Genomic DNA, 17,716 nt, shown 5'->3' with positions numbered 1-17,716 from the left:
CCTGAGCGAAGGTAAGAGGAGTTAGAACATGGAAGCCAAGGCGCAGACGCGGTACATCCGCGTGACCGCCCAGAAGGCTCGCCGCGTCGTGAACCTGGTCCGTGGTCAGAACGCCGTGGAGGCCGCCGCCTCGCTGAAGTTCCAGCCGCAGGCCGTCGCGACCGATGTGCGCAAGCTCATCGAGTCCGCGATCGCGAACGCCCGCGTGAAGGCCGACAAGGCCGGCGAGCGCTTCGACGAGCGCGAGCTCGTCATCAAGGAGATCTTCGTGGACGAGGGTCCGACCATGAAGCGCATTCAGCCGCGCGCTCAGGGTCGGGCGAACCGCATCCTCAAGCGCTCCAGCCACATCACCGTGGTCGTCGCGACCCCGGTCGCTGCCAAGGAAGGGGCCAAGTAATGGGTCAGAAGGTCAACCCCCACGGCTACCGCCTGGGCATCACGACCGACCACCGTTCGCGCTGGTTCGCCGACTCGACCAAGAAGGGCGAGCGCTACCGCGACTACGTGGACGAGGACGTCAAGATCCGCAAGATGATGTCGGAGGGCCTCGAGCGCGCCGGCGTGTCGAAGGTCGAGATCGAGCGCACGCGTGAGCGTGTCCGCGTCGACCTGCACACCGCGCGTCCGGGCATCGTCATCGGCCGTCGTGGCGCCGAGGCCGACAAGCTTCGCGCCAACCTCGAGAAGCTCACGGGCAAGCAGGTCCAGCTGAACATCCTCGAGGTCAAGAACGCCGAGGTCGACGCTCAGCTGGTGGCTCAGGGCATCGCCGAGCAGCTCGCCTCGCGCGTCTCGTTCCGTCGTGCCATGCGCAAGGGCATCCAGTCCGCGCTGCGCGCCGGCGCCAAGGGCATCCGTGTCCAGTGCTCCGGCCGTCTGGGCGGCGCGGAGATGTCGCGCTCGGAGTTCTACCGCGAGGGTCGCGTGCCGCTGCACACCCTCCGCGCGAACATCGACTACGGCTTCTTCGAGGCCCGCACCACCTTCGGCCAGATCGGCGTGAAGGTGTGGATCTACAAGGGCGACATGACGGAGAAGGAGTGGGCCGCCGAGCAGGCGAAGGCCCCCCGTCCGCAGCGCGGTCGTGGCGACCGCCGTGGCCCGCGTCGTGACTCCGCCCCCCGTTCGGCCGAGGCCCCCGCGGCCGAGGCCCCGGCTGCCGAGGCCCCCGCGGCCGAGGCCGGTAAGGAGAGCTGAGAATGCTTATCCCCCGTCGAGTGAAGCACCGCAAGCAGCACCACCCGAAGCGTTCGGGCGCTGCCACCGGTGGCACCTCAATCGCGTTCGGCGACTTCGGCATCCAGGCTCTCGAGCCCGCCTACGTCACGAACCGCCAGATCGAGGCCGCGCGTATCGCGATGACCCGTCACATCAAGCGTGGTGGAAAGGTGTGGATCAACATCTACCCCGACCGTCCGCTGACGAAGAAGCCCGCCGAGGTCCGCATGGGCTCCGGTAAGGGCTCGCCCGAGTGGTGGGTCGCGAACGTCAAGCCCGGTCGCGTCATGTTCGAGCTCGCGGGTGTCCCCGAGGAGCTGGCGCGCGAGGCCATGCGCCGCGCGCAGCACAAGCTCCCCATGAAGACCCGCTTTGTGACCCGTGAGGGTGGTGACATCTGATGGCCATCGGTACCAAGGACCTCATGCCCTCCGAGCTGGACGGCATGGAGAACGAGCGCCTGGTGGAGGAGCTGAAGAAGGCCAAGGAGGAGCTGTTCAACCTGCGCTTCCAGTCGGCCACCGGTCAGCTCGAGAACCACGGCCGCCTGAAGGCGGTCAAGCGCGACATCGCCCGCATCTACACGATCCTGCGCGAGCGCGAGCTGGGTATCCGCACCGCGCCCTCCGCGAAGGCATAAGGAAGCAGCACATGTCGACTAAGAAGCACACGACGGCGACCGAGGAGCACCGCGCGTACCGCAAGACGCGCCGTGGCTACGTCACGTCGGACAAGATGGACAAGACCATCACCGTCGAGATCGAGGACCGCGTCAAGCACCCGCTCTACGGCAAGGTCATGCGCCGCACGAGCAAGATCAAGGCTCACGACGAGCTCAACACCGCCGGCATCGGCGACCTCGTCGTCGTGATGGAGACCCGCCCGCTGTCCGCTTCCAAGCGGTGGCGCCTGGTCGAGATCGTCGAGAAGGCCAAGTAACTACTAGTTCGACCAGGCTCGCTCCGCGTGAGCGAGAACCAGACGACAGGAGACAGACATGATTCAGCAGGAGTCGCGACTTCGGGTCGCCGACAACACGGGTGCGAAGGAAGTCCTCTGCATCCGCGTGCTCGGTGGCTCGCACCGTCGCTACGCCGGCATCGGCGACGTCATCGTCGCCACCGTCAAGGACGCGATCCCCGGCGGCAACGTCAAGAAGGGCGACGTCGTCAAGGCGGTCGTCGTGCGCACCACCAAGGAGCGCCGCCGTCCCGACGGTTCCTACATCCGTTTCGATGAGAACGCCGCGGTGATCCTCAAGAACCTCGAGGGTGACCCCCGCGGCACCCGCATCTTCGGCCCCGTGGGCCGCGAGCTGCGCGACAAGAAGTTCATGAAGATCATCTCGCTGGCACCGGAGGTCATCTGATGGCGAAGATCAAGAAGGGCGACCTCGTCGTCGTCATCGCCGGCCGTGACCGCGGTCAGCAGGGCCGCGTGCTCACCGTCGACACCGAGCGCGAGCGCGTCGTGGTCGAGGGCATCCAGCGCGTGACCAAGCACATCAAGCCGGGCACCCGCCGCGACAACGCGGAGGGTGGCCTCGTCACCGTCGAGGCCCCGATCCACATCTCGAACGTGATGCTGGTGGACCCGGAGACCAAGAAGGGCACCCGTGTGGGCTACCGCACGGAGCAGGTCGAGCAGGACGGCCGCACCCGCACCAAGCGCGTGCGTGTCGCCAAGCGCTCGGGTAAGGACGTCTGATGGCCACCGCTACCACCGCGCAGCCGCGTCTCAAGGAGAAGTACCGCAACGAGATCGTCGCGGCCCTCCGTGAGGAGTTCGGCCACGAGAACATCAACCAGGTCGCCGGTCTCACCAAGATCGTCGTGAACATGGGTGTGGGCGACGCCGCCAAGGACTCGAAGCTCATCGAGGGCGCCATCGCCGACCTCACCGCGATCACGGGTCAGAAGCCGCAGGTCACCAAGGCCCGCAAGTCCATCGCGCAGTTCAAGCTGCGCGAGGGCCAGCCGATCGGCGCGCACGTCACGCTGCGCGGCGACCGCATGTGGGAGTTCCTGGACCGCCTGCTGTCCATCGCGCTTCCCCGTATCCGCGACTTCCGCGGCCTCAGCCCGAAGCAGTTCGACGGCAACGGCAACTACACCTTCGGTCTCACCGAGCAGTCGATGTTCCACGAGATCAACCAGGACAAGATCGACCGCGTGCGCGGCATGGACATCACGGTCGTGACGTCCGCCACCACCGACGACGAGGGCCGCTCGCTGCTGAAGCAGCTGGGCTTCCCGTTCAAGGAGAAGTAGGACATGGCCAAGACTGCGCTGAAGAACAAGGCCGCCGGCAAGCAGAAGTTCGCCGTCCGCGCCTACACCCGGTGCCAGAAGTGCGGCCGTCCGCACTCGGTGTACCGCAAGTTCGGCCTCTGCCGCGTGTGCTTCCGCGAGATGGCTCACCGCGGTGAGCTTCCCGGCATCACCAAGAGCAGCTGGTAAACCACTACGCCACAGGTCCCCTGCGGGGAAACCACGGCGAGGAAGAGTTCAACACTCATGACGATGACTGACCCCATCGCAGACATGCTGACGCGTCTGCGCAACGCCAACGCGGCGTACCACGAGACCGTGGCCATGCCGCACTCCAAGCTCAAGGCGAACATCGCCAAGATCCTGGAGGCCGAGGGCTACATCTCCGGCTCCGCGACCACCGACGCGGAGGTCGGCAAGACCCTCACCCTCACGCTGAAGTACGGCCCGAACCGCGAGCGCTCGCTCGCCGGCGTCCGCCGTGTGTCGAAGCCCGGCCTTCGCGTGTACGCCAAGTCGACGAACCTGCCCAAGGTGCTCGGCGGCCTCGGCGTGGCCATCCTGTCCACCTCCTCCGGTCTCCTGACCGACCGCGAGGCCGAGAAGAAGGGCGTCGGCGGCGAGGTCGTCGCGTTCGTCTGGTAACCGGAAAGGAGAACGTAAGCAATGTCCCGCATTGGCAAGATCCCCGTTCCGGTTCCCTCCGGAGTGGACATCACCATCAACGGCGCCGACGTCACGGTGAAGGGCCCCAAGGGCACCCTGACCCACACCGTCGCCGCACCCATCACCGTGGAGAAGGGCGACGAGGGCCTCGCGGTCAACCGCCCCAACGACGAGCGTCTGTCGAAGTCGCTGCACGGCCTCACGCGCACGCTGATCGCCAACATGGTGACCGGCGTGACCAGCGGTTACGAGAAGAAGCTCGAGATCGTCGGCACGGGCTACCGCGTCGCGCTCAAGGGCTCGGACCTCGAGTTCGCGCTCGGCTTCTCGCACCCGGTCGTCGTGACGCCCCCGCAGGGCATCACCTTCTCGGTCGAGAGCCCCACCAAGTTCACCGTTGCCGGCATCAGCAAGCAGCAGGTGGGCGAGGTCGCGGCGAACATCCGCAAGATTCGCAAGCCCGAGCCCTACAAGGGCAAGGGTGTCCGCTACGCCGGCGAGAACGTGCGCCGCAAGGCTGGAAAGACGGGTAAGTAAGACATGGGTATCGCAATCAAGGGCAAGGGCAAGGCGATCCAGCGCAAGCGTCGCCACTTCCGCCTGCGCAAGAAGATCTCCGGCACCGGTGCTCGTCCCCGCCTCGTGGTCACCCGCTCGGCGCGCCACATGGTCGCGCAGATCGTGGACGACACGGTCGGCAAGACCCTCGCCTCGGCGTCGACCCTCGAGGCCGACGTCCGTGCGCTCGAGGGCGACAAGACGGCCAAGGCCTCGAAGGTCGGCCAGCTGGTCGCCGAGCGCGCCAAGGCCGCGGGCATCGACGCCGTCGTGTTCGACCGTGGCGGCAACAAGTACCACGGCCGTGTGGCTGCCGTGGCCGACGGCGCCCGAGAGGCGGGCCTCGCCCTGTAGGGCGCGGCCAGGAGTGAGGAAGACATATGGCTGACAACAACAGCGGCCGTCGCGGCGGCAACCGTCGCGACAACGAGCCGGAGAACAAGTTCGTCGAGCGCGTCGTCACCATCAACCGCGTCGCCAAGGTCGTGAAGGGTGGTCGTCGCTTCAGCTTCACCGCGCTCGTGGTCGTCGGCGACGGCGAGGGCAACGTGGGCATCGGCTACGGCAAGGCGAAGGAGGTGCCGGCCGCGATCTCGAAGGGTGTCGAGGAGGCCAAGCGCAACTTCTTCCGCGTCCCGCGCATCCAGGGCACCATCCCGCACGCCGTGCAGGGTGAGGCCGCCGCGGGTGTCGTGTTCCTGCGTCCCGCGTCGCCCGGTACCGGTGTGATCGCCGGTGGCCCGGTGCGCGCGGTGCTCGAGTGCGCCGGCATCCACGACGTGCTGAGCAAGTCGCTCGGCTCGTCCAACGCGATCAACATCGTGCACGCGACCGTCGACGCCCTCAAGCGCCTCGAGCGCCCCGAGGCCGTCGCCGCCCGCCGTGGCAAGGCCGTGGAGGACGTGGCCCCGGCCGCGATGCTCCGCGCGCAGGCAGCGGGGGTGAAGTAGTCATGGCACGTCTGAAGGTCGTTCAGAAGAGGTCGGCGATCGGCACCAAGCCGCAGCACCGCGAGACCCTGCGGTCGCTCGGTCTGAAGCGCATCGGCGACATCGTCGTGAAGGAGGACCGTCCCGAGATCCGCGGGATGGTCAAGGCGGTGGACCACCTGGTCGCCGTTGAGGAGGTTGACTGATGGCTGAGGCCAAGAAGCCGGCGGAGGACGCCGTCGAGGAGAAGCCCGCCAAGAAGCCGGCCGCGAAGAAGGCTCCGGCCAAGGCTGCTGCCGCGGACAAGCCCGCCGCCAAGAAGCCGGCCGCCAAGAAGGCGCCGGCGAAGGCGGAGGCCGCTGCCGACGCCGCGGAGAAGCCCGCTGCCAAGAAGGCTCCGGCCAAGAAGGCCGCCCCGAAGGCCGAGGAGCCGGCGGAGAAGGTGAGCACCCTCAAGGTGCACCACCTCCGCCCGGCTGCCGGTGCCCACACCAAGAAGACCCGCGTGGGTCGTGGTGAGGGCTCGAAGGGCAAGACCGCCGGTCGTGGCACCAAGGGCACGGGTGCCCGCTACCAGGTGCCGGAGCGCTTCGAGGGCGGTCAGACGCCCATCCACATGCGCATCCCGAAGCTGCGCGGCTTCAAGAGCCCGTTCAAGGTCTACTACCAGGTCGTCAACGTGGGCCAGCTCTCCGAGCTGTTCCCCGACGGCGGCGACGTGACCAAGGCGGAGCTCGTCGCGAAGGGCGCCGTGCGCAAGAACCAGCCCGTCAAGGTGCTGGGCGACGGCGACATCTCGGTCAAGGTCACGCTGGTCGACGCCGACAAGGTGTCGCAGTCCGCGAAGACCAAGATCGAGGCCGCGGGCGGCTCGGTCAACGAGGGCTAACATGTAGGCCGGGCCCGTCCTGTGGGACGGGCCCGGCCTGCGTGCTTCCGCCCGCCTTTTTCTTTCTGGAGGATCAATGCTGAATGGGTTCCTGAGCGCTTTCCGGACCCCCGACCTGCGTCGGAAGCTGCTCTTCACCATCGGCATCATCGCCATCTACCGCCTGGGCGTCTCGATCCCCACCCCGGGCGTCAGCTACGAGAACGTGCAGCTCTGCCTCGCGCAGACGAGCACCAACACGGGTTTCGAGATCCTCAACCTGTTCTCCGGTGGCGCGCTGCTGCAGCTGTCGATCTTCGCGCTGGGCATCATGCCGTACATCACGGCGTCGATCATGGTCCAGCTGCTGCGCGTGCTCATCCCGCGCTTCGAGACCCTCTACAAGGAGGGCGCCGAGGGCCAGGCCAAGCTGACCCAGTACACGCGCTACATCACGCTCGGCTTCGCGGCGATCCAGTCGGCCTCGTACATCACGATGGCGCGCAACGGCGTGTTCTTCCCCGGCTGCGCGTACGACATCATCCCCAACGACTCGTGGACCATGATCGCCGGCATGGTGCTCGTGATGACCGCCGGCACCATCTTCATCATGTGGCTCGGCGAGCGCATCACCGAGCGCGGCGTCGGCAACGGCATGTCGCTGCTGATCTTCACCTCGATCGCGGCGTCGTTCCCCGGCGCGGTCTCCACGATCTGGAACTCGACCAACGGCCCGACCAACACGGTCCTGCTGGCGCTCGCGCTGCTCGTGGTGGTCGCGGCGATCGTGTTCGTCGAGCAGTCGCAGCGCCGCATCCCGGTCCAGTACGCCAAGCGCATGGTGGGCCGCAAGATGCTCGGCGGCTCGTCGACGTACATCCCGCTGAAGATCAACATGGCGGGCGTGATCCCCGTGATCTTCGCCTCCTCGCTGCTGATGATCCCTCAGGTGATCCGGCAGTTCCAGGGCGACGACCCGTCGGGCTTCATGGTGTGGCTCGAGAACAACGTAGCGAGCCCGAGCGCCCCGCTGCACATCGCGCTGTACATCCTGCTGATCGTCTTCTTCGCGTACTTCTACACCGCGATCACGTTCAACCCGACCGAGGTCGCGGACAACATGAAGAAGTACGGCGGCTTCATCCCGGGCATCCGTCCCGGCACCCCGACGGCCGACTTCCTCGACTACGTGCTGTCGCGCATCACGGCGGCGGGCGCGGTCTACCTCGCGATCGTGGCGCTCATCCCGACGCTGCTGTTCGTCGCGATGGGCGTGGCCACGAACATCCCGTTCGGCGGCACGTCGCTCATCATCCTCGTCGGCGTCGGCCTCGACACCGTCAAGCGCATCCAGTCGCAGCTGGAGCAGCGCAACTACGAAGGGTTCCTCAAGTAATGCGTGCAGTCCTCCTCGGTCCCCCCGGAGCCGGCAAGGGCACCCAGGCCGCCCGCCTCGCGGAGCGCTACGGCGTCCCCGCCATCTCGACCGGCGACATCTTCCGCGCCAACGTCAAGGGCGGCACCCCGCTCGGGCTCAAGGCGCAGGAGTACATGTCGGCCGGCCAGCTGGTGCCGGACGAGGTGACCAACGCCATGGTGCGCGACCGCCTCGCGCAGGACGATGCGGCCGGCGGCTTCCTGCTCGACGGCTACCCGCGCAACCCGGAGCAGGCGGTCGAGCTCGACTCGATGCTCGCCGACCTGGGCGTCTCGCTGGAGTCGGCCATCGAGATCACCGCGGACTTCGACGTGGTCACCGAGCGGCTCCTCAAGCGCGCCGAGCTCGAGGGCCGTGCCGACGACACCGAGCCGGTGATCCGCAAGCGCCTCGAGGTCTACGCGAGCAGCACTGCGCCGCTCACCGCGTTCTACGCGGGCCGCGGCGTGCTGGTGCAGGTCGACGGCATCGGCGAGATGGATGAGGTCACCGACCGCCTGGTCGCCGCGATCGGCCGCTGAGCCATGGCTCGCGGCATCGAGCTGAAGACCCGCGAGCAGATGCGGGTCATGGCCCGCGCCGGCGTGATCGTCGAGCGGGCGCTGGCGGCGGCGCGCGCCGCCGCCGTCCCCGGCGCGACCACCGCGCAGGTGGACGCCGCCGCGGCCGCGACCATCGCGGATGCGGGTGCGACGTCCAACTTCCTCGGCTACCACGGCTTCCCCGCCACCACCTGCATCTCGGTGAACGAGGAGGTGGTTCACGGGATCCCCGGCGACCGCGTGCTCGCGGCGGGCGACCTGGTCTCCATCGACTGCGGCGCCATCGTGGACGGCTGGCACGGCGACAGCGCGATCAGCCTGATCGTGGGAGGCGAGGGCTCGGCTCAGGACCGTGCCCTCATGGACGCGACCGAGAAGGCCCTGTGGGCCGGCATCGCCGCGCTCGCCTCCGCGCGTCGCGTCTCCGACGTCTCCGCCGCGATCGAGCAGGTCGCGGACCGGGCCGGGCTCCATCCCATCGAGGGCTACGTGGGGCACGGCATCGGTACCGCGATGCATCAGGGTCCCGACGTGCCCAACTACCGGGTGCGGGGCCGCAGCCCTCGGGTGGAGCCCGGGATGTGCCTCGCGATCGAGCCCATGTTCGTGATCGGCACGGACGAGTCGGCGACGCTCGCCGACGAATGGACGGTCGTCTCCCTCGACGGCTCGCGCGCGGCCCACTGGGAGCACTCGATCGCCGTGCACGAGGACGGCATCTGGGTCCTGACCGCCGGCGACGGCGGCGCCCGCGGGCTCTCTACCCACGGCATCGTCCCGGTCTCGCCCTGACACGCCGGGTGTGAGGGATCTCACACCTCGACACCCGTTCGTTACGCGCACGCCACGCCGACGCAAAGCCGCCGTCCTACCCTGGGCTGCGACGGGAGGCGTCCCCTGAGCCCCCCGGGGGCTGAGGGAGCGATCATGGCACGAGGGTTCAACTACGCACCGATCAACGATCCGTTGGTGGACGAGGCGGCGTCGCCCGGGCTGGCGAAGGACCGGATCCTGGCGCTCGCCGACTCGCGCAACGCCCTGGTGCGCTCGACCATCGCGGCGCGGGAGGACTGCCCGTTCGGCCTGATGGCGTCGATGGCGCACGACTTCAGCTCCGACGTGAGGGCGGCGCTCGCGAGGAACCCGCGCCTGCTGCATTCGGTGATGGAGCATCTGTCGCGCGACAAGAGCGTCGACGTGCTGGTCGCCCTCACCGAGAACCCCTCGGTCACCTCCGAGATCCTCGATGCGCTGGTCGGCCACCGCAAGCGCGACGTCCAGCAGGCCGCCGCGTCGGCGATGGACGCGCTGCGGACCCGTCAGGCGTCCGAGGACGCGCACACCCCCGAGCTTCGCGACCGCGTGTTCGAGCAGGCCGCGGCCCGCCGCGCCGAGGCCCTCGCCGCCGCTTCGACCGAGGGTGCCCTCGAGGGCGCCATCGCCGCCGTGGCGGCGGACCCGCCGGAGGCCGAGCCCGAGGTCCGGGTCCGCACCGCGCCCGTGCGCGGCTTCAAGCCGCCGATCGAGGCCTGACACCGGCACCAGGAGTTCGCGCCCCCGCTACCTGGCGTACACCTGACCGACAGCGCACGGTCATCTCGCCTCCGTAGCGTCCTCCTCACAGCGAGGGGAGGGCGTGATGGCGGACCAGGGCTGGTCGAGCGCGCTCATGGCGGCGTCGGGGGTCGCCGTGCATGGGGCGGCGCAGGACGATGCGATCCGCGCCCTGGTCATGGAGGCCCGCACGGCGACCCTCGCCCGGGCACGAGCGATCGAGCTGTCGCGCCGGCGCGAGCCGGAGATCCGCGAGGCGATCGCGGCGCGCCACGACTGCCCGCTCGGCGTGCAGGCGAACCTGCTCCACGACCGCCGCGCCTCGGTGCGCATCGCGCTCGCCTCGAACAAGGAGCTGTTCGCCGCCGTCGCCGAGGAGCTAGCCCGGGACCGTGACGTCGCCGTGCTCAAGGCGCTCGCCCGCTCGGAGGGCGCGCCGCGGCGGGTGCTCGAGACGCTCGCCGGGCACCGGCGGGACGAGGTCGCGCGGCTCGCGCGTCGGGCCCTCGACGGCACGGTCGTCACCGCCCGCAGCCTGGTGCCCGAGCTCGAGGAGGGGGCGCGCGAGGCGCGGCCGACGCCGGACTCGCCCGCGCAGTCCCCGGTCGGACAGCGCACCGCCCGCACCTACGCACCCCGCCCCGCCGTGCGTCGCGACGCGGCCCCGACCACCCGCTGGGCGTGACCGGTGCCCCGGTGGGGGATTGGTGCCAACCCTCCGTTTTCGTCGGATTTCTCACATCGCCTGGCGCCGGGACCGCGCACGCGTCACCATGAGGGGAGGAACCCTCGGCATGGATGGAGACGCACCGTGGAGACGCCAGCCACCGATCTTGCGACCGACCTCCTGCGTGCCCGCGATCCTGAGGCCATGCCCTCGGACCTGCTGCCGCTGGCCGCGCACCGCGAGTCCTCGGTGCGCGCGATCGTCGCGTCGCGCGCGGACTGCCCCGTCGCCGCGCTCACCTCGCTCGGTCACGACCGCCACCCGGACGTGCTGCGCGCGCTCCTGGCCAACCCCCGCACGCCGTCCTCGGTGGTCCGCAGGCTCGCCGACCACCGCGACGCCGCCATCTCCGAGCTCGCCGTTCAGCGCCTGCGGAACTCCTTCCGCTGACAACGGCGGCCCCGGACGCTACTCTGAAGTCCTCCGCTCGGCGGGCGCTGACGCCCGCCTTGAGTCGCGCGCTCACTTCGCGTATAGTTTTCTGTTGGGCGTTTTTGCGCGCCCACATCCCTGTCAATCAACGTTAGCGGAGTAATGGCCAAGAAAGACGGAGTCATCGAGGTCGAGGGCGTGGTGGTCGAAGCCCTGCCCAACGCATCGTTCCGAGTGGAGCTGACGAACGGGCACCTGGTGCTCGCTCACATCTCCGGGAAGATGCGCCAGCACTACATCCGGATCCTCCCCGAGGACCGCGTGGTGGTGGAGCTCAGCCCCTATGACCTGTCCCGCGGCCGGATCGTCTACCGCTACAAGTGAGTCGTCGCCCGAGCGCATCCGTGCGCGAGAGCGACGCAGGAAAGAACCATGAAGGTTAAGCCCAGCGTCAAGCCGATCTGCGACAAGTGCAAGGTCATCCGACGCAATGGCCGCGTGATGGTCATCTGCGAGAACCTGCGCCACAAGCAGCGTCAGGGCTAGACACAACAGCACATCCTCGTTCGGCCATATGCATCAAACCCCCGGCTCGGAGGCCGGGGCCCGCACAGAACACAGCGGGGCGGTCGAGCGTCAGACCTCCGACTACTGATGGAGTAGAACTTCACCATGGCACGCATCGTTGGTGTCGACATCCCGCGCGACAAGCGCATGGAGATCGCACTCACCTACATCTACGGCATCGGCCGTACCCGTTCCCAGGAGATCCTCGCCGCCACCGGCATCAGCGCGGACCTGCGCGTCAAGGACGCGACCGACGACCAGCTCGTCGCGATCCGTGACTACATCGAGGCCAACTTCACCGTCGAGGGCGACCTGCGCCGCGAGGTGACCGCCGACATCCGCCGCAAGGTCGAGATCGGCAACTACCAGGGTCTGCGTCACCGCCGCGGCATGCCGGTCCGTGGTCAGCGCACCAAGACCAACGCCCGCACGCGCAAGGGCCCCAAGAAGACCGTCGCCGGAAAGAAGAAGTAAGACATGGCCGCTCCTACTCGCAAGCCGCGCAAGAAGATCAAGAAGACCGTCGCGCACGGTCAGGCGCACATCAAGTCCACCTTCAACAACACGATCATCTCGATCACGGACCCCTCGGGCGCCGTCGTGTCGTGGTCGTCCTCCGGCCAGGTGGGCTTCAAGGGTTCGCGCAAGTCGACCCCCTACGCCGCCCAGATGGCCGCCGAGGCCGCCGCTCGCCGTGCCACCGAGGCCGGCATGAGCAAGGTCGACGTGTTCGTCAAGGGCCCGGGCTCGGGTCGCGACACCGCGATCCGCTCGCTGACCGCCGCCGGCCTCGAGGTGACCTCCATCAAGGACGTCACCCCGCAGGCGCACAACGGCTGCCGTCCGCCCAAGCGCCGCCGCAACTAGCACGTCAGCGCGCAGGTCCTGCTTGCGCGCGCCCGGTCGCGGGCCGATGCCTCGCATCGGCCCGCCGACCGCCCTTCCATCTCAGCTTCTGGCCCTGACCGGACCGATACCGGACAGGATTCGCGAGCATCAAATAGCGGATGCTCGGAAAGGAAACAACCGTGCTGATCGCACAGCGTCCCACGCTGACCGAGAAGGTCATCTCGGAGAACCGTTCGCAGTTCTCGCTCAAGCCGCTGGAGCCGGGCTTCGGCTACACGCTGGGCAACTCGCTGCGCCGCACCCTGCTCTCGTCCATCCCGGGCGCGGCCATCACGTCGGTGCGCTTCGAGGGCGTCCTCCACGAGTTCACCACCATCGACGGCGTGAAGGAGGATGTCACCGAGATCCTCCTGAACCTCAAGAACCTGGTGGTCTCCTCGGAGCACGACGAGCCCGTGGTCATGTACCTGCGCAAGTCGGGCGCCGGCGCCGTCACCGGTGCCGACATCGCGCCGCCGGCCGGCGTCGAGATCCACAACCCCGACCTCCACATCGCCACGCTCAACGCGAAGGCGAAGTTCGAGGTGGAGCTCACCGTCGAGCGCGGCCGCGGCTACGTGCCCGCCGCCCTCAACAAGAGCTACGACGCGGAGATCGGCCAGATCCCGGTCGACTCGATCTACTCGCCGGTGCTCAAGGTGACCTACAAGGTCGAGGCCACCCGTGTCGCGCAGCGCACGGACTTCGACGAGCTGGTCATCGACGTCGAGACCAAGTCCTCCATCTCCCCGCGCGACGCGCTGGCCTCGGCCGGCTCGACGCTGGTGGAGCTGTTCTCCCTCGCTCGCGGCCTCAACGAGGCCGCCGAGGGCATCGAGATCGGCCCGTCGGACACCGACGAGTCCCTCGAGGAGGACTACAACCAGCCGATCGAGGAGCTGAACCTCACCCAGCGGTCCTACAACTGCCTCAAGCGCGAGGGCATCCACACCGTGGGTGAGCTCACCGCTCGCTCGGAGGCGGACCTCATGGACATCCGCAACTTCGGCCAGAAGTCGATCACCGAGGTCAAGGAGAAGCTCGCCGAGCTGGGCTTCTCCCTGAAGGACGGTGCCGTCGAGTACGACAGCGCGTCGTCCGTGTACTTCTCGGGCAGCGACGAGTAACAAGGAGAATTCTCAATCATGCCTACCCCCACCAAGGGTGCCCGCCTGGGCGGCGGCCCCGCGCACGAGCGTCAGATGCTCGCGAACCTCTCGCAGAGCCTGTTCGAGCACGGCCGCATCACCACCACCGTGACCAAGGCCAAGCGCCTGCGCCCCTACGCCGAGCGTCTGGTCACCTTCGCCAAGCGCGGCGACCTCGCCTCGCGCCGCAAGGTGCTCGGGATCCTCTCGGACAAGGGCGTCGTCCACAAGCTCTTCACGGAGATCGGCCCCGGCTTCGCCGAGCGTGACGGCGGCTACACCCGCATCACCAAGGTCGGCTTCCGCAAGGGCGACAACGCGCCCCTCGCGGTGATCGAGCTGGTCGAGTTCGGCGCCCCCGCGAAGAAGGCCGTCGCCAAGGAGGCCGAGAAGGCCACCAAGAAGGCCGCGCCCAAGAAGGCCGAGAAGGTCGAGGAGGCCCCCGCGGCCGAGGAGACCGTCGAGGCTGTCGAGACCGAGGCCCCCGCGGCCGAGGCCGACGAGGCCAAGTAACCTCCGTCTTCGCCTGAAGACCACCCGAGGCGGGTCCGCACATGCTCCCTGAGACTGTGCGGGCCCGCCTCGATCTTTCCTATGACGGGACCGACTTCTCCGGCTGGGCGACGCAGCCGGGCCTGCGGACCGTCCAGGGCGTCCTCGAGGACGCCCTCGCGCGGGTGGTCCGCCAGGAGGCGCACCCTCGCGTGACCGTCGCGGGGCGCACGGATGCGGGCGTGCACGCCCGCGGCCAGGTCGCGCATGTCGACATCGACGCGGGGGCCTGGGCCCGGATGCCGGGCCGTGCCGAGCGCACCCCGGCCGAGGGCCTGCTGACCCGCCTCAACGGCGTGCTGCCGGACGATGCGGTGGTCCGGTCGGTCGCGGTGGCGCCGGCGGGATTCGACGCCCGGTTCTCGGCCACCGAGCGGCGCTACGCCTACCGCGTCACCGACGCGGTGCCCGACGTGCTGCTGCGCCGCCACGTCCTCGCGGTGGGACGCCCTCTCGACGTCGACGCCCTCAACGCCGCATCGTCCATCTTGAGGGGTCTGCGCGACTTCGCGCCCTTCTGCAAGGCCCGCGAGGGGGCGACCACCATCCGGGAGCTCAAGGAGCTGTCGTGGGTGCGCGAGACGGACGGGCCGGACACCGGGCTGGTGGTCGCGACCGTGCGCGCGGACGCGTTCTGCCACTCCATGGTGCGCTCCCTCGTGGGCGCGCTGCTGGCCGTGGGGGAGGGTCGCCGGCACCTCGACTGGTTCGCCGCGATCGCCTCGGGGTCCGAGCGCTCGCAGGCCGTCGCGGTCGCGCCGCCGCACGGGCTCACGCTCGAGGAGGTGGGCTACCCGGAGGACGCGGAGCTCGCGGCGCGCGCCAAGGCTACCCGAGGGCGGCGCACCCTGCCGTGATCGACGCGCCCGAGCGCGGGGGTCGGATTGAAATCATGGCGAGACCCGCGTATGATGGTGCGTCGTTGTGCGTTCCCTCGTGGACGGTGCCTCCCACTCGCCTCCGCAGGACCCGCCGACCGAATTGCTTCGCGATGCCCGTCCGGCATCGTCCACCAGAACGAGTAGAAGTAAGGCTTCACAGTGCGTACGTATTCTCCCAAGCCGGGTGACGTCACCAAGAACTGGTACGTCATCGACGCTACTGACGTGGTCCTCGGTCGTCTGGCCTCCCAGGCCGCTTCGCTGCTTCGCGGCAAGCACAAGGCGACGTTCGCGCCCCACGTCGACGGCGGTGACTTCGTCATCGTCATCAACGCCGAGAAGGTGGCCCTCTCGGGCGCCAAGCTCACCGACAAGATGGTGTACCGCCACTCGGGCTTCCCGGGCGGTCTCTCGGCCGTCCCGATCGGCGAGCTCCTCGAGAAGAACCCCCGCAAGGTGATCGAGAACGCCGTCAAGGGCATGCTCCCCAAGACCAAGCTGGGCGCCGCGCAGCTCAAGCACCTCAAGGTGTACGCGGGTGCCGAGCACCCGCACGCCGCGCAGCAGCCCGAGGTCTTCGAGATCTCCCAGGTCGCGCAGTAAGCGCCGCAGAGTTTAAGGATCGATGAAAGTGGCAGATGTGACGACCGAGGTCGACAACGAGACCCCCACCGAGTACACCTCCGAGTCCGCGCCCGAGCGCGGCAAGGGTGTCACCAACCTCGCCCCCGGCGCCGGCCTCGGCCGTCGCAAGGAGGCGGTGGCCCGCGTCCGCCTGGTGCCCGGCACCGGCAACTGGACCATCAACGGCCGCACCCTCGAGGACTACTTCCCGAACAAGGTGCACCAGCAGCTGGTGAACTCGCCGTTCGCGCTCCTCGACATCGAGGGCAAGTTCGACGTGCACGCCCGCATCCACGGCGGCGGCCCCTCGGGCCAGGCCGGTGCGCTGCGCCTCGGCGTGGCCCGCGCCCTCAACGAGATCGACGAGGAGAACAACCGCGGCGAGCTCAAGAAGGCGGGCTTCCTGACCCGTGACGCCCGCGTGGTGGAGCGCAAGAAGGCCGGTCTCAAGAAGGCCCGCCGCGCGCCTCAGTACTCGAAGCGCTAACCTCTCGCGCATGGCGCGACTTTTCGGCACGGACGGTGTCCGGGGCCTCGCGAACCGCGACCTCACAGCGGAGCTCGCCGTCGACCTCTCGGTCGCGGCGGCTCACATCCTGGGGGAGCGGGGCGAGTTCTCCGGGCACCGTCCTGTTGCTGTCCTGGGGCGGGACACCCGTCTGTCGGGCGAGTTCCTCGGGGCCGCCGTGGCGGCCGGGCTCGCCTCCGCCGGTGTCGACGTCCTCGACGCCGGCGTGCTGCCGACTCCCGCGGTCGCGTACCTGACCGCGGCGACCGGCGCGGACCTGGGCGTGGTGATCTCCGCCTCGCACAACCCGATGCCGGACAACGGCATCAAGTTCTTCGCGCGCGGCGGCCACAAGCTCGACGACTCCGTCGAGGAGGCCATCGAGCGCCGCCTGGGTGAGCCCTGGGAGCGGCCCACGGGTGATGCCGTGGGGCGCATCGTCGCCTCGCCGCAGCTGGCCGCGCAGTACGTCGAGCACGTGGACGCCGCCGTCCGCGCGTTCGCCGGGACCGACGCTCCGCTCGCCGGCGTGCATCTCGTGGTCGACGCGGCGCACGGCGCCGCGAGCGCGGTGGGACCGCTCGCGCTCGCCAACGCGGGCGCGCGGGTGACCACCATCAACGCCTCGCCCGACGGCCTCAACATCAACGACGGCGTGGGGTCGACCCACCTGGAGCAGCTGCAGGCCGCCGTGGTCGAGGCCGGCGCCGACCTGGGCGTCGCGTTCGACGGCGACGCCGACCGGTGCCTCGCCGTGGATCACACGGGTGCGGTGGTGAACGGCGACCAGATCATGGGTCTGCTCGCGATCGCGATGAAGGAGGCCGGCGCGCTGTACCGGTCGACGCTGGTCGCCACTGTGATGAGCAACCTGGGCCTGCATCAGGCGATGCGCCGGGCGGGCGTCGACATCGTCGAGACCGCCGTGGGCGACCGCTACGTGCTGGAGGCGATGCGCGAGGGCGGCTACTCGCTGGGCGGCGAGCAGTCCGGGCACGTGATCGTGGCCGAGCACGCCACCACGGGCGACGGCATCCTGACCGCGCTGCTGCTGGGCGCGCGCGTGGCGGCCGCCGGGCCCCTGCGCGACCAGTGCGCCGGGATCGAGACGCTGCCTCAGGTCCTCATCAACGTGCCCAACGCCGACCGCTCGCGGGTCCATACCGACGTCGAGCTGCAGGCCGCCGTCGCCGCGTCGCGCAAGGCGCTGGGCGACGCCGGGCGCGTGCTGCTGCGGCCGTCGGGGACGGAGCCGCTGGTGCGGGTGATGGTGGAGGCCGCGACGGCGGAGGACGCGCAGCGTCATGCCTCGTCCCTGGCCACGGTGGTCGCCGCCCGTCTGGGCCTCTGAACCCTCCCCCCGACGGAGCCCCCTCGGGGGATCACCCCATCGCGTCGGCGCG

31 protein-coding genes are annotated in these 17,716 nt (G+C 69.2%); all 31 read left to right on the top strand.

Annotated features, from left to right (window positions below):
- Positions 1 to 28: 28 nt before the first annotated feature.
- The 31 genes from rplV (at position 29) to glmM (ending at position 17,664) form a co-directional block, all read left to right on the top strand.
- Positions 29 to 400, top strand: a complete 372-nt coding sequence (gene rplV, locus QQX10_RS09685) for a 50S ribosomal protein L22 (protein WP_301144548.1) — start codon at positions 29 to 31, stop codon at positions 398 to 400.
- On the top strand, positions 400 to 1,200 hold the full coding sequence (gene rpsC / locus QQX10_RS09680) for a 30S ribosomal protein S3 (RefSeq protein WP_301119592.1): 801 nt from the start codon (positions 400 to 402) through the stop codon (positions 1,198 to 1,200). The genes rplV and rpsC overlap by 1 nt, the downstream gene beginning before the upstream one ends.
- Positions 1,201 to 1,202: 2 nt before the next feature.
- The gene (gene rplP, locus QQX10_RS09675) at positions 1,203 to 1,622 is read left to right on the top strand and encodes a 50S ribosomal protein L16 (RefSeq protein WP_062293962.1); all 420 of its coding nucleotides are present in this window, start codon (positions 1,203 to 1,205) and stop codon (positions 1,620 to 1,622) included.
- Entirely contained in the window at positions 1,622 to 1,861 is a 240-nt protein-coding gene (gene rpmC, locus QQX10_RS09670; RefSeq protein WP_062293959.1) for a 50S ribosomal protein L29, read from the top strand. The genes rplP and rpmC overlap by 1 nt, the downstream gene beginning before the upstream one ends.
- 11 nt (positions 1,862 to 1,872) lie before the next feature.
- Entirely contained in the window at positions 1,873 to 2,160 is a 288-nt protein-coding gene (gene rpsQ / locus QQX10_RS09665; protein ID WP_062293957.1) for a 30S ribosomal protein S17, read from the top strand.
- Between the two features lie 58 nt (positions 2,161 to 2,218).
- Positions 2,219 to 2,590, top strand: coding sequence for a 50S ribosomal protein L14 (gene rplN, locus QQX10_RS09660; RefSeq protein WP_301119597.1), 372 nt, complete (start codon positions 2,219 to 2,221; stop codon positions 2,588 to 2,590).
- Positions 2,590 to 2,928, top strand: a complete 339-nt coding sequence (gene rplX / locus QQX10_RS09655; RefSeq protein ID WP_301119598.1) for a 50S ribosomal protein L24 — start codon at positions 2,590 to 2,592, stop codon at positions 2,926 to 2,928. Before rplN ends, rplX begins: the two co-directional genes overlap by 1 nt.
- On the top strand, positions 2,928 to 3,491 hold the full coding sequence (gene rplE / locus QQX10_RS09650; protein WP_301119600.1) for a 50S ribosomal protein L5: 564 nt from the start codon (positions 2,928 to 2,930) through the stop codon (positions 3,489 to 3,491). The genes rplX and rplE overlap by 1 nt, the downstream gene beginning before the upstream one ends.
- Positions 3,492 to 3,494: 3 nt before the next feature.
- The gene (locus tag QQX10_RS09645; protein ID WP_042213145.1) at positions 3,495 to 3,680 is read left to right on the top strand and encodes a type Z 30S ribosomal protein S14; all 186 of its coding nucleotides are present in this window, start codon (positions 3,495 to 3,497) and stop codon (positions 3,678 to 3,680) included.
- A gap of 57 nt (positions 3,681 to 3,737) precedes the next feature.
- On the top strand, positions 3,738 to 4,136 hold the full coding sequence (gene rpsH, locus QQX10_RS09640) for a 30S ribosomal protein S8 (protein ID WP_301119603.1): 399 nt from the start codon (positions 3,738 to 3,740) through the stop codon (positions 4,134 to 4,136).
- Between the two features lie 21 nt (positions 4,137 to 4,157).
- Positions 4,158 to 4,694 carry a 50S ribosomal protein L6 gene (gene rplF, locus QQX10_RS09635; protein WP_301119610.1) on the top strand — a complete coding sequence of 179 codons (537 nt, stop codon included), beginning with the start codon at positions 4,158 to 4,160 and terminating at the stop codon, positions 4,692 to 4,694.
- Between the two features lie 3 nt (positions 4,695 to 4,697).
- Complete coding sequence (gene rplR / locus QQX10_RS09630) at positions 4,698 to 5,069, top strand: 50S ribosomal protein L18 (RefSeq protein WP_301119612.1); 372 nt, start codon at positions 4,698 to 4,700, stop codon at positions 5,067 to 5,069.
- Between the two features lie 26 nt (positions 5,070 to 5,095).
- A complete protein-coding gene (gene rpsE / locus QQX10_RS09625) occupies positions 5,096 to 5,665 on the top strand; it encodes a 30S ribosomal protein S5 (RefSeq protein WP_042213137.1) in 570 nt (189 codons plus the stop codon).
- A gap of 2 nt (positions 5,666 to 5,667) precedes the next feature.
- Positions 5,668 to 5,850 (top strand): 50S ribosomal protein L30, encoded by a 183-nt coding sequence (rpmD, locus tag QQX10_RS09620; RefSeq protein ID WP_301119615.1) that lies wholly within the window; start codon positions 5,668 to 5,670, stop codon positions 5,848 to 5,850.
- Positions 5,850 to 6,533, top strand: coding sequence for a 50S ribosomal protein L15 (gene rplO, locus QQX10_RS09615; RefSeq protein WP_301119617.1), 684 nt, complete (start codon positions 5,850 to 5,852; stop codon positions 6,531 to 6,533). Before rpmD ends, rplO begins: the two co-directional genes overlap by 1 nt.
- Positions 6,534 to 6,609: 76 nt before the next feature.
- Positions 6,610 to 7,908: a preprotein translocase subunit SecY gene (gene secY, locus QQX10_RS09610; RefSeq protein WP_301119619.1), complete on the top strand. Its 1,299-nt coding sequence runs from the start codon at positions 6,610 to 6,612 to the stop codon at positions 7,906 to 7,908.
- A complete protein-coding gene (locus tag QQX10_RS09605) occupies positions 7,908 to 8,471 on the top strand; it encodes an adenylate kinase (RefSeq protein WP_301119621.1) in 564 nt (187 codons plus the stop codon). Before secY ends, QQX10_RS09605 begins: the two co-directional genes overlap by 1 nt.
- Before the next feature lie 3 nt (positions 8,472 to 8,474).
- Positions 8,475 to 9,284, top strand: coding sequence for a type I methionyl aminopeptidase (gene map, locus QQX10_RS09600; protein ID WP_301119623.1), 810 nt, complete (start codon positions 8,475 to 8,477; stop codon positions 9,282 to 9,284).
- Positions 9,285 to 9,419: 135 nt separating this feature from the next.
- The gene (locus tag QQX10_RS09595; RefSeq protein WP_301119625.1) at positions 9,420 to 10,025 is read left to right on the top strand and encodes a hypothetical protein; all 606 of its coding nucleotides are present in this window, start codon (positions 9,420 to 9,422) and stop codon (positions 10,023 to 10,025) included.
- Between the two features lie 103 nt (positions 10,026 to 10,128).
- On the top strand, positions 10,129 to 10,731 hold the full coding sequence (locus QQX10_RS09590; RefSeq protein ID WP_301119627.1) for a hypothetical protein: 603 nt from the start codon (positions 10,129 to 10,131) through the stop codon (positions 10,729 to 10,731).
- A gap of 126 nt (positions 10,732 to 10,857) precedes the next feature.
- Positions 10,858 to 11,163, top strand: a complete 306-nt coding sequence (locus QQX10_RS09585) for a hypothetical protein (protein ID WP_301119629.1) — start codon at positions 10,858 to 10,860, stop codon at positions 11,161 to 11,163.
- Between the two features lie 144 nt (positions 11,164 to 11,307).
- Complete coding sequence (gene infA, locus QQX10_RS09580; protein WP_042213122.1) at positions 11,308 to 11,529, top strand: translation initiation factor IF-1; 222 nt, start codon at positions 11,308 to 11,310, stop codon at positions 11,527 to 11,529.
- Between the two features lie 48 nt (positions 11,530 to 11,577).
- Positions 11,578 to 11,691, top strand: a complete 114-nt coding sequence (rpmJ, locus tag QQX10_RS09575) for a 50S ribosomal protein L36 (protein ID WP_062069916.1) — start codon at positions 11,578 to 11,580, stop codon at positions 11,689 to 11,691.
- A gap of 126 nt (positions 11,692 to 11,817) precedes the next feature.
- Positions 11,818 to 12,186, top strand: a complete 369-nt coding sequence (gene rpsM, locus QQX10_RS09570; protein WP_301119633.1) for a 30S ribosomal protein S13 — start codon at positions 11,818 to 11,820, stop codon at positions 12,184 to 12,186.
- Positions 12,187 to 12,189: 3 nt separating this feature from the next.
- On the top strand, positions 12,190 to 12,579 hold the full coding sequence (rpsK, locus tag QQX10_RS09565) for a 30S ribosomal protein S11 (RefSeq protein WP_062303331.1): 390 nt from the start codon (positions 12,190 to 12,192) through the stop codon (positions 12,577 to 12,579).
- A 161-nt stretch (positions 12,580 to 12,740) separates the two neighbouring features.
- On the top strand, positions 12,741 to 13,727 hold the full coding sequence (locus QQX10_RS09560) for a DNA-directed RNA polymerase subunit alpha (protein WP_301119637.1): 987 nt from the start codon (positions 12,741 to 12,743) through the stop codon (positions 13,725 to 13,727).
- 18 nt (positions 13,728 to 13,745) lie between these two features.
- A complete protein-coding gene (rplQ, locus tag QQX10_RS09555) occupies positions 13,746 to 14,261 on the top strand; it encodes a 50S ribosomal protein L17 (RefSeq protein WP_301119638.1) in 516 nt (171 codons plus the stop codon).
- A 41-nt stretch (positions 14,262 to 14,302) separates the two neighbouring features.
- Positions 14,303 to 15,157, top strand: a complete 855-nt coding sequence (gene truA, locus QQX10_RS09550; RefSeq protein WP_301119639.1) for a tRNA pseudouridine(38-40) synthase TruA — start codon at positions 14,303 to 14,305, stop codon at positions 15,155 to 15,157.
- A gap of 183 nt (positions 15,158 to 15,340) precedes the next feature.
- A complete protein-coding gene (gene rplM / locus QQX10_RS09545) occupies positions 15,341 to 15,784 on the top strand; it encodes a 50S ribosomal protein L13 (RefSeq protein ID WP_301119640.1) in 444 nt (147 codons plus the stop codon).
- Between the two features lie 28 nt (positions 15,785 to 15,812).
- On the top strand, positions 15,813 to 16,292 hold the full coding sequence (gene rpsI, locus QQX10_RS09540; protein WP_439710160.1) for a 30S ribosomal protein S9: 480 nt from the start codon (positions 15,813 to 15,815) through the stop codon (positions 16,290 to 16,292).
- 10 nt (positions 16,293 to 16,302) lie between these two features.
- Complete coding sequence (gene glmM, locus QQX10_RS09535) at positions 16,303 to 17,664, top strand: phosphoglucosamine mutase (RefSeq protein WP_301119646.1); 1,362 nt, start codon at positions 16,303 to 16,305, stop codon at positions 17,662 to 17,664.
- The last annotated feature ends 52 nt before the right edge of the window (positions 17,665 to 17,716 follow it).

The sequence above is a fragment of the Demequina lignilytica genome (genome assembly GCF_030418305.1).
Taxonomy (GTDB): Bacteria; Actinomycetota; Actinomycetes; order Actinomycetales; family Demequinaceae; genus Demequina; species Demequina lignilytica.
This window is presented reverse-complemented; position numbering and strand designations above follow the sequence as displayed.

What these genes read in the sequence shown, in the direction of transcription:
- rplV (WP_301144548.1), top strand. Translation starts at nt 29, where the DNA reads ATGGAAGCCAAGGCGCAGACGCGGTACATCCGCGTGACCGCCCAGAAG.
- rpsC (WP_301119592.1), top strand. Translation starts at nt 400, where the DNA reads ATGGGTCAGAAGGTCAACCCCCACGGCTACCGCCTGGGCATCACGACC.
- rplP (WP_062293962.1), top strand. Translation starts at nt 1,203, where the DNA reads ATGCTTATCCCCCGTCGAGTGAAGCACCGCAAGCAGCACCACCCGAAG.
- rpmC (WP_062293959.1), top strand. Translation starts at nt 1,622, where the DNA reads ATGGCCATCGGTACCAAGGACCTCATGCCCTCCGAGCTGGACGGCATG.
- rpsQ (WP_062293957.1), top strand. Translation starts at nt 1,873, where the DNA reads ATGTCGACTAAGAAGCACACGACGGCGACCGAGGAGCACCGCGCGTAC.
- rplN (WP_301119597.1), top strand. Translation starts at nt 2,219, where the DNA reads ATGATTCAGCAGGAGTCGCGACTTCGGGTCGCCGACAACACGGGTGCG.
- rplX (WP_301119598.1), top strand. Translation starts at nt 2,590, where the DNA reads ATGGCGAAGATCAAGAAGGGCGACCTCGTCGTCGTCATCGCCGGCCGT.
- rplE (WP_301119600.1), top strand. Translation starts at nt 2,928, where the DNA reads ATGGCCACCGCTACCACCGCGCAGCCGCGTCTCAAGGAGAAGTACCGC.
- QQX10_RS09645 (WP_042213145.1), top strand. Translation starts at nt 3,495, where the DNA reads ATGGCCAAGACTGCGCTGAAGAACAAGGCCGCCGGCAAGCAGAAGTTC.
- rpsH (WP_301119603.1), top strand. Translation starts at nt 3,738, where the DNA reads ATGACGATGACTGACCCCATCGCAGACATGCTGACGCGTCTGCGCAAC.
- rplF (WP_301119610.1), top strand. Translation starts at nt 4,158, where the DNA reads ATGTCCCGCATTGGCAAGATCCCCGTTCCGGTTCCCTCCGGAGTGGAC.
- rplR (WP_301119612.1), top strand. Translation starts at nt 4,698, where the DNA reads ATGGGTATCGCAATCAAGGGCAAGGGCAAGGCGATCCAGCGCAAGCGT.
- rpsE (WP_042213137.1), top strand. Translation starts at nt 5,096, where the DNA reads ATGGCTGACAACAACAGCGGCCGTCGCGGCGGCAACCGTCGCGACAAC.
- rpmD (WP_301119615.1), top strand. Translation starts at nt 5,668, where the DNA reads ATGGCACGTCTGAAGGTCGTTCAGAAGAGGTCGGCGATCGGCACCAAG.
- rplO (WP_301119617.1), top strand. Translation starts at nt 5,850, where the DNA reads ATGGCTGAGGCCAAGAAGCCGGCGGAGGACGCCGTCGAGGAGAAGCCC.
- secY (WP_301119619.1), top strand. Translation starts at nt 6,610, where the DNA reads ATGCTGAATGGGTTCCTGAGCGCTTTCCGGACCCCCGACCTGCGTCGG.
- QQX10_RS09605 (WP_301119621.1), top strand. Translation starts at nt 7,908, where the DNA reads ATGCGTGCAGTCCTCCTCGGTCCCCCCGGAGCCGGCAAGGGCACCCAG.
- map (WP_301119623.1), top strand. Translation starts at nt 8,475, where the DNA reads ATGGCTCGCGGCATCGAGCTGAAGACCCGCGAGCAGATGCGGGTCATG.
- QQX10_RS09595 (WP_301119625.1), top strand. Translation starts at nt 9,420, where the DNA reads ATGGCACGAGGGTTCAACTACGCACCGATCAACGATCCGTTGGTGGAC.
- infA (WP_042213122.1), top strand. Translation starts at nt 11,308, where the DNA reads ATGGCCAAGAAAGACGGAGTCATCGAGGTCGAGGGCGTGGTGGTCGAA.
- rpmJ (WP_062069916.1), top strand. Translation starts at nt 11,578, where the DNA reads ATGAAGGTTAAGCCCAGCGTCAAGCCGATCTGCGACAAGTGCAAGGTC.
- rpsM (WP_301119633.1), top strand. Translation starts at nt 11,818, where the DNA reads ATGGCACGCATCGTTGGTGTCGACATCCCGCGCGACAAGCGCATGGAG.
- rpsK (WP_062303331.1), top strand. Translation starts at nt 12,190, where the DNA reads ATGGCCGCTCCTACTCGCAAGCCGCGCAAGAAGATCAAGAAGACCGTC.
- rplQ (WP_301119638.1), top strand. Translation starts at nt 13,746, where the DNA reads ATGCCTACCCCCACCAAGGGTGCCCGCCTGGGCGGCGGCCCCGCGCAC.
- truA (WP_301119639.1), top strand. Translation starts at nt 14,303, where the DNA reads ATGCTCCCTGAGACTGTGCGGGCCCGCCTCGATCTTTCCTATGACGGG.
- glmM (WP_301119646.1), top strand. Translation starts at nt 16,303, where the DNA reads ATGGCGCGACTTTTCGGCACGGACGGTGTCCGGGGCCTCGCGAACCGC.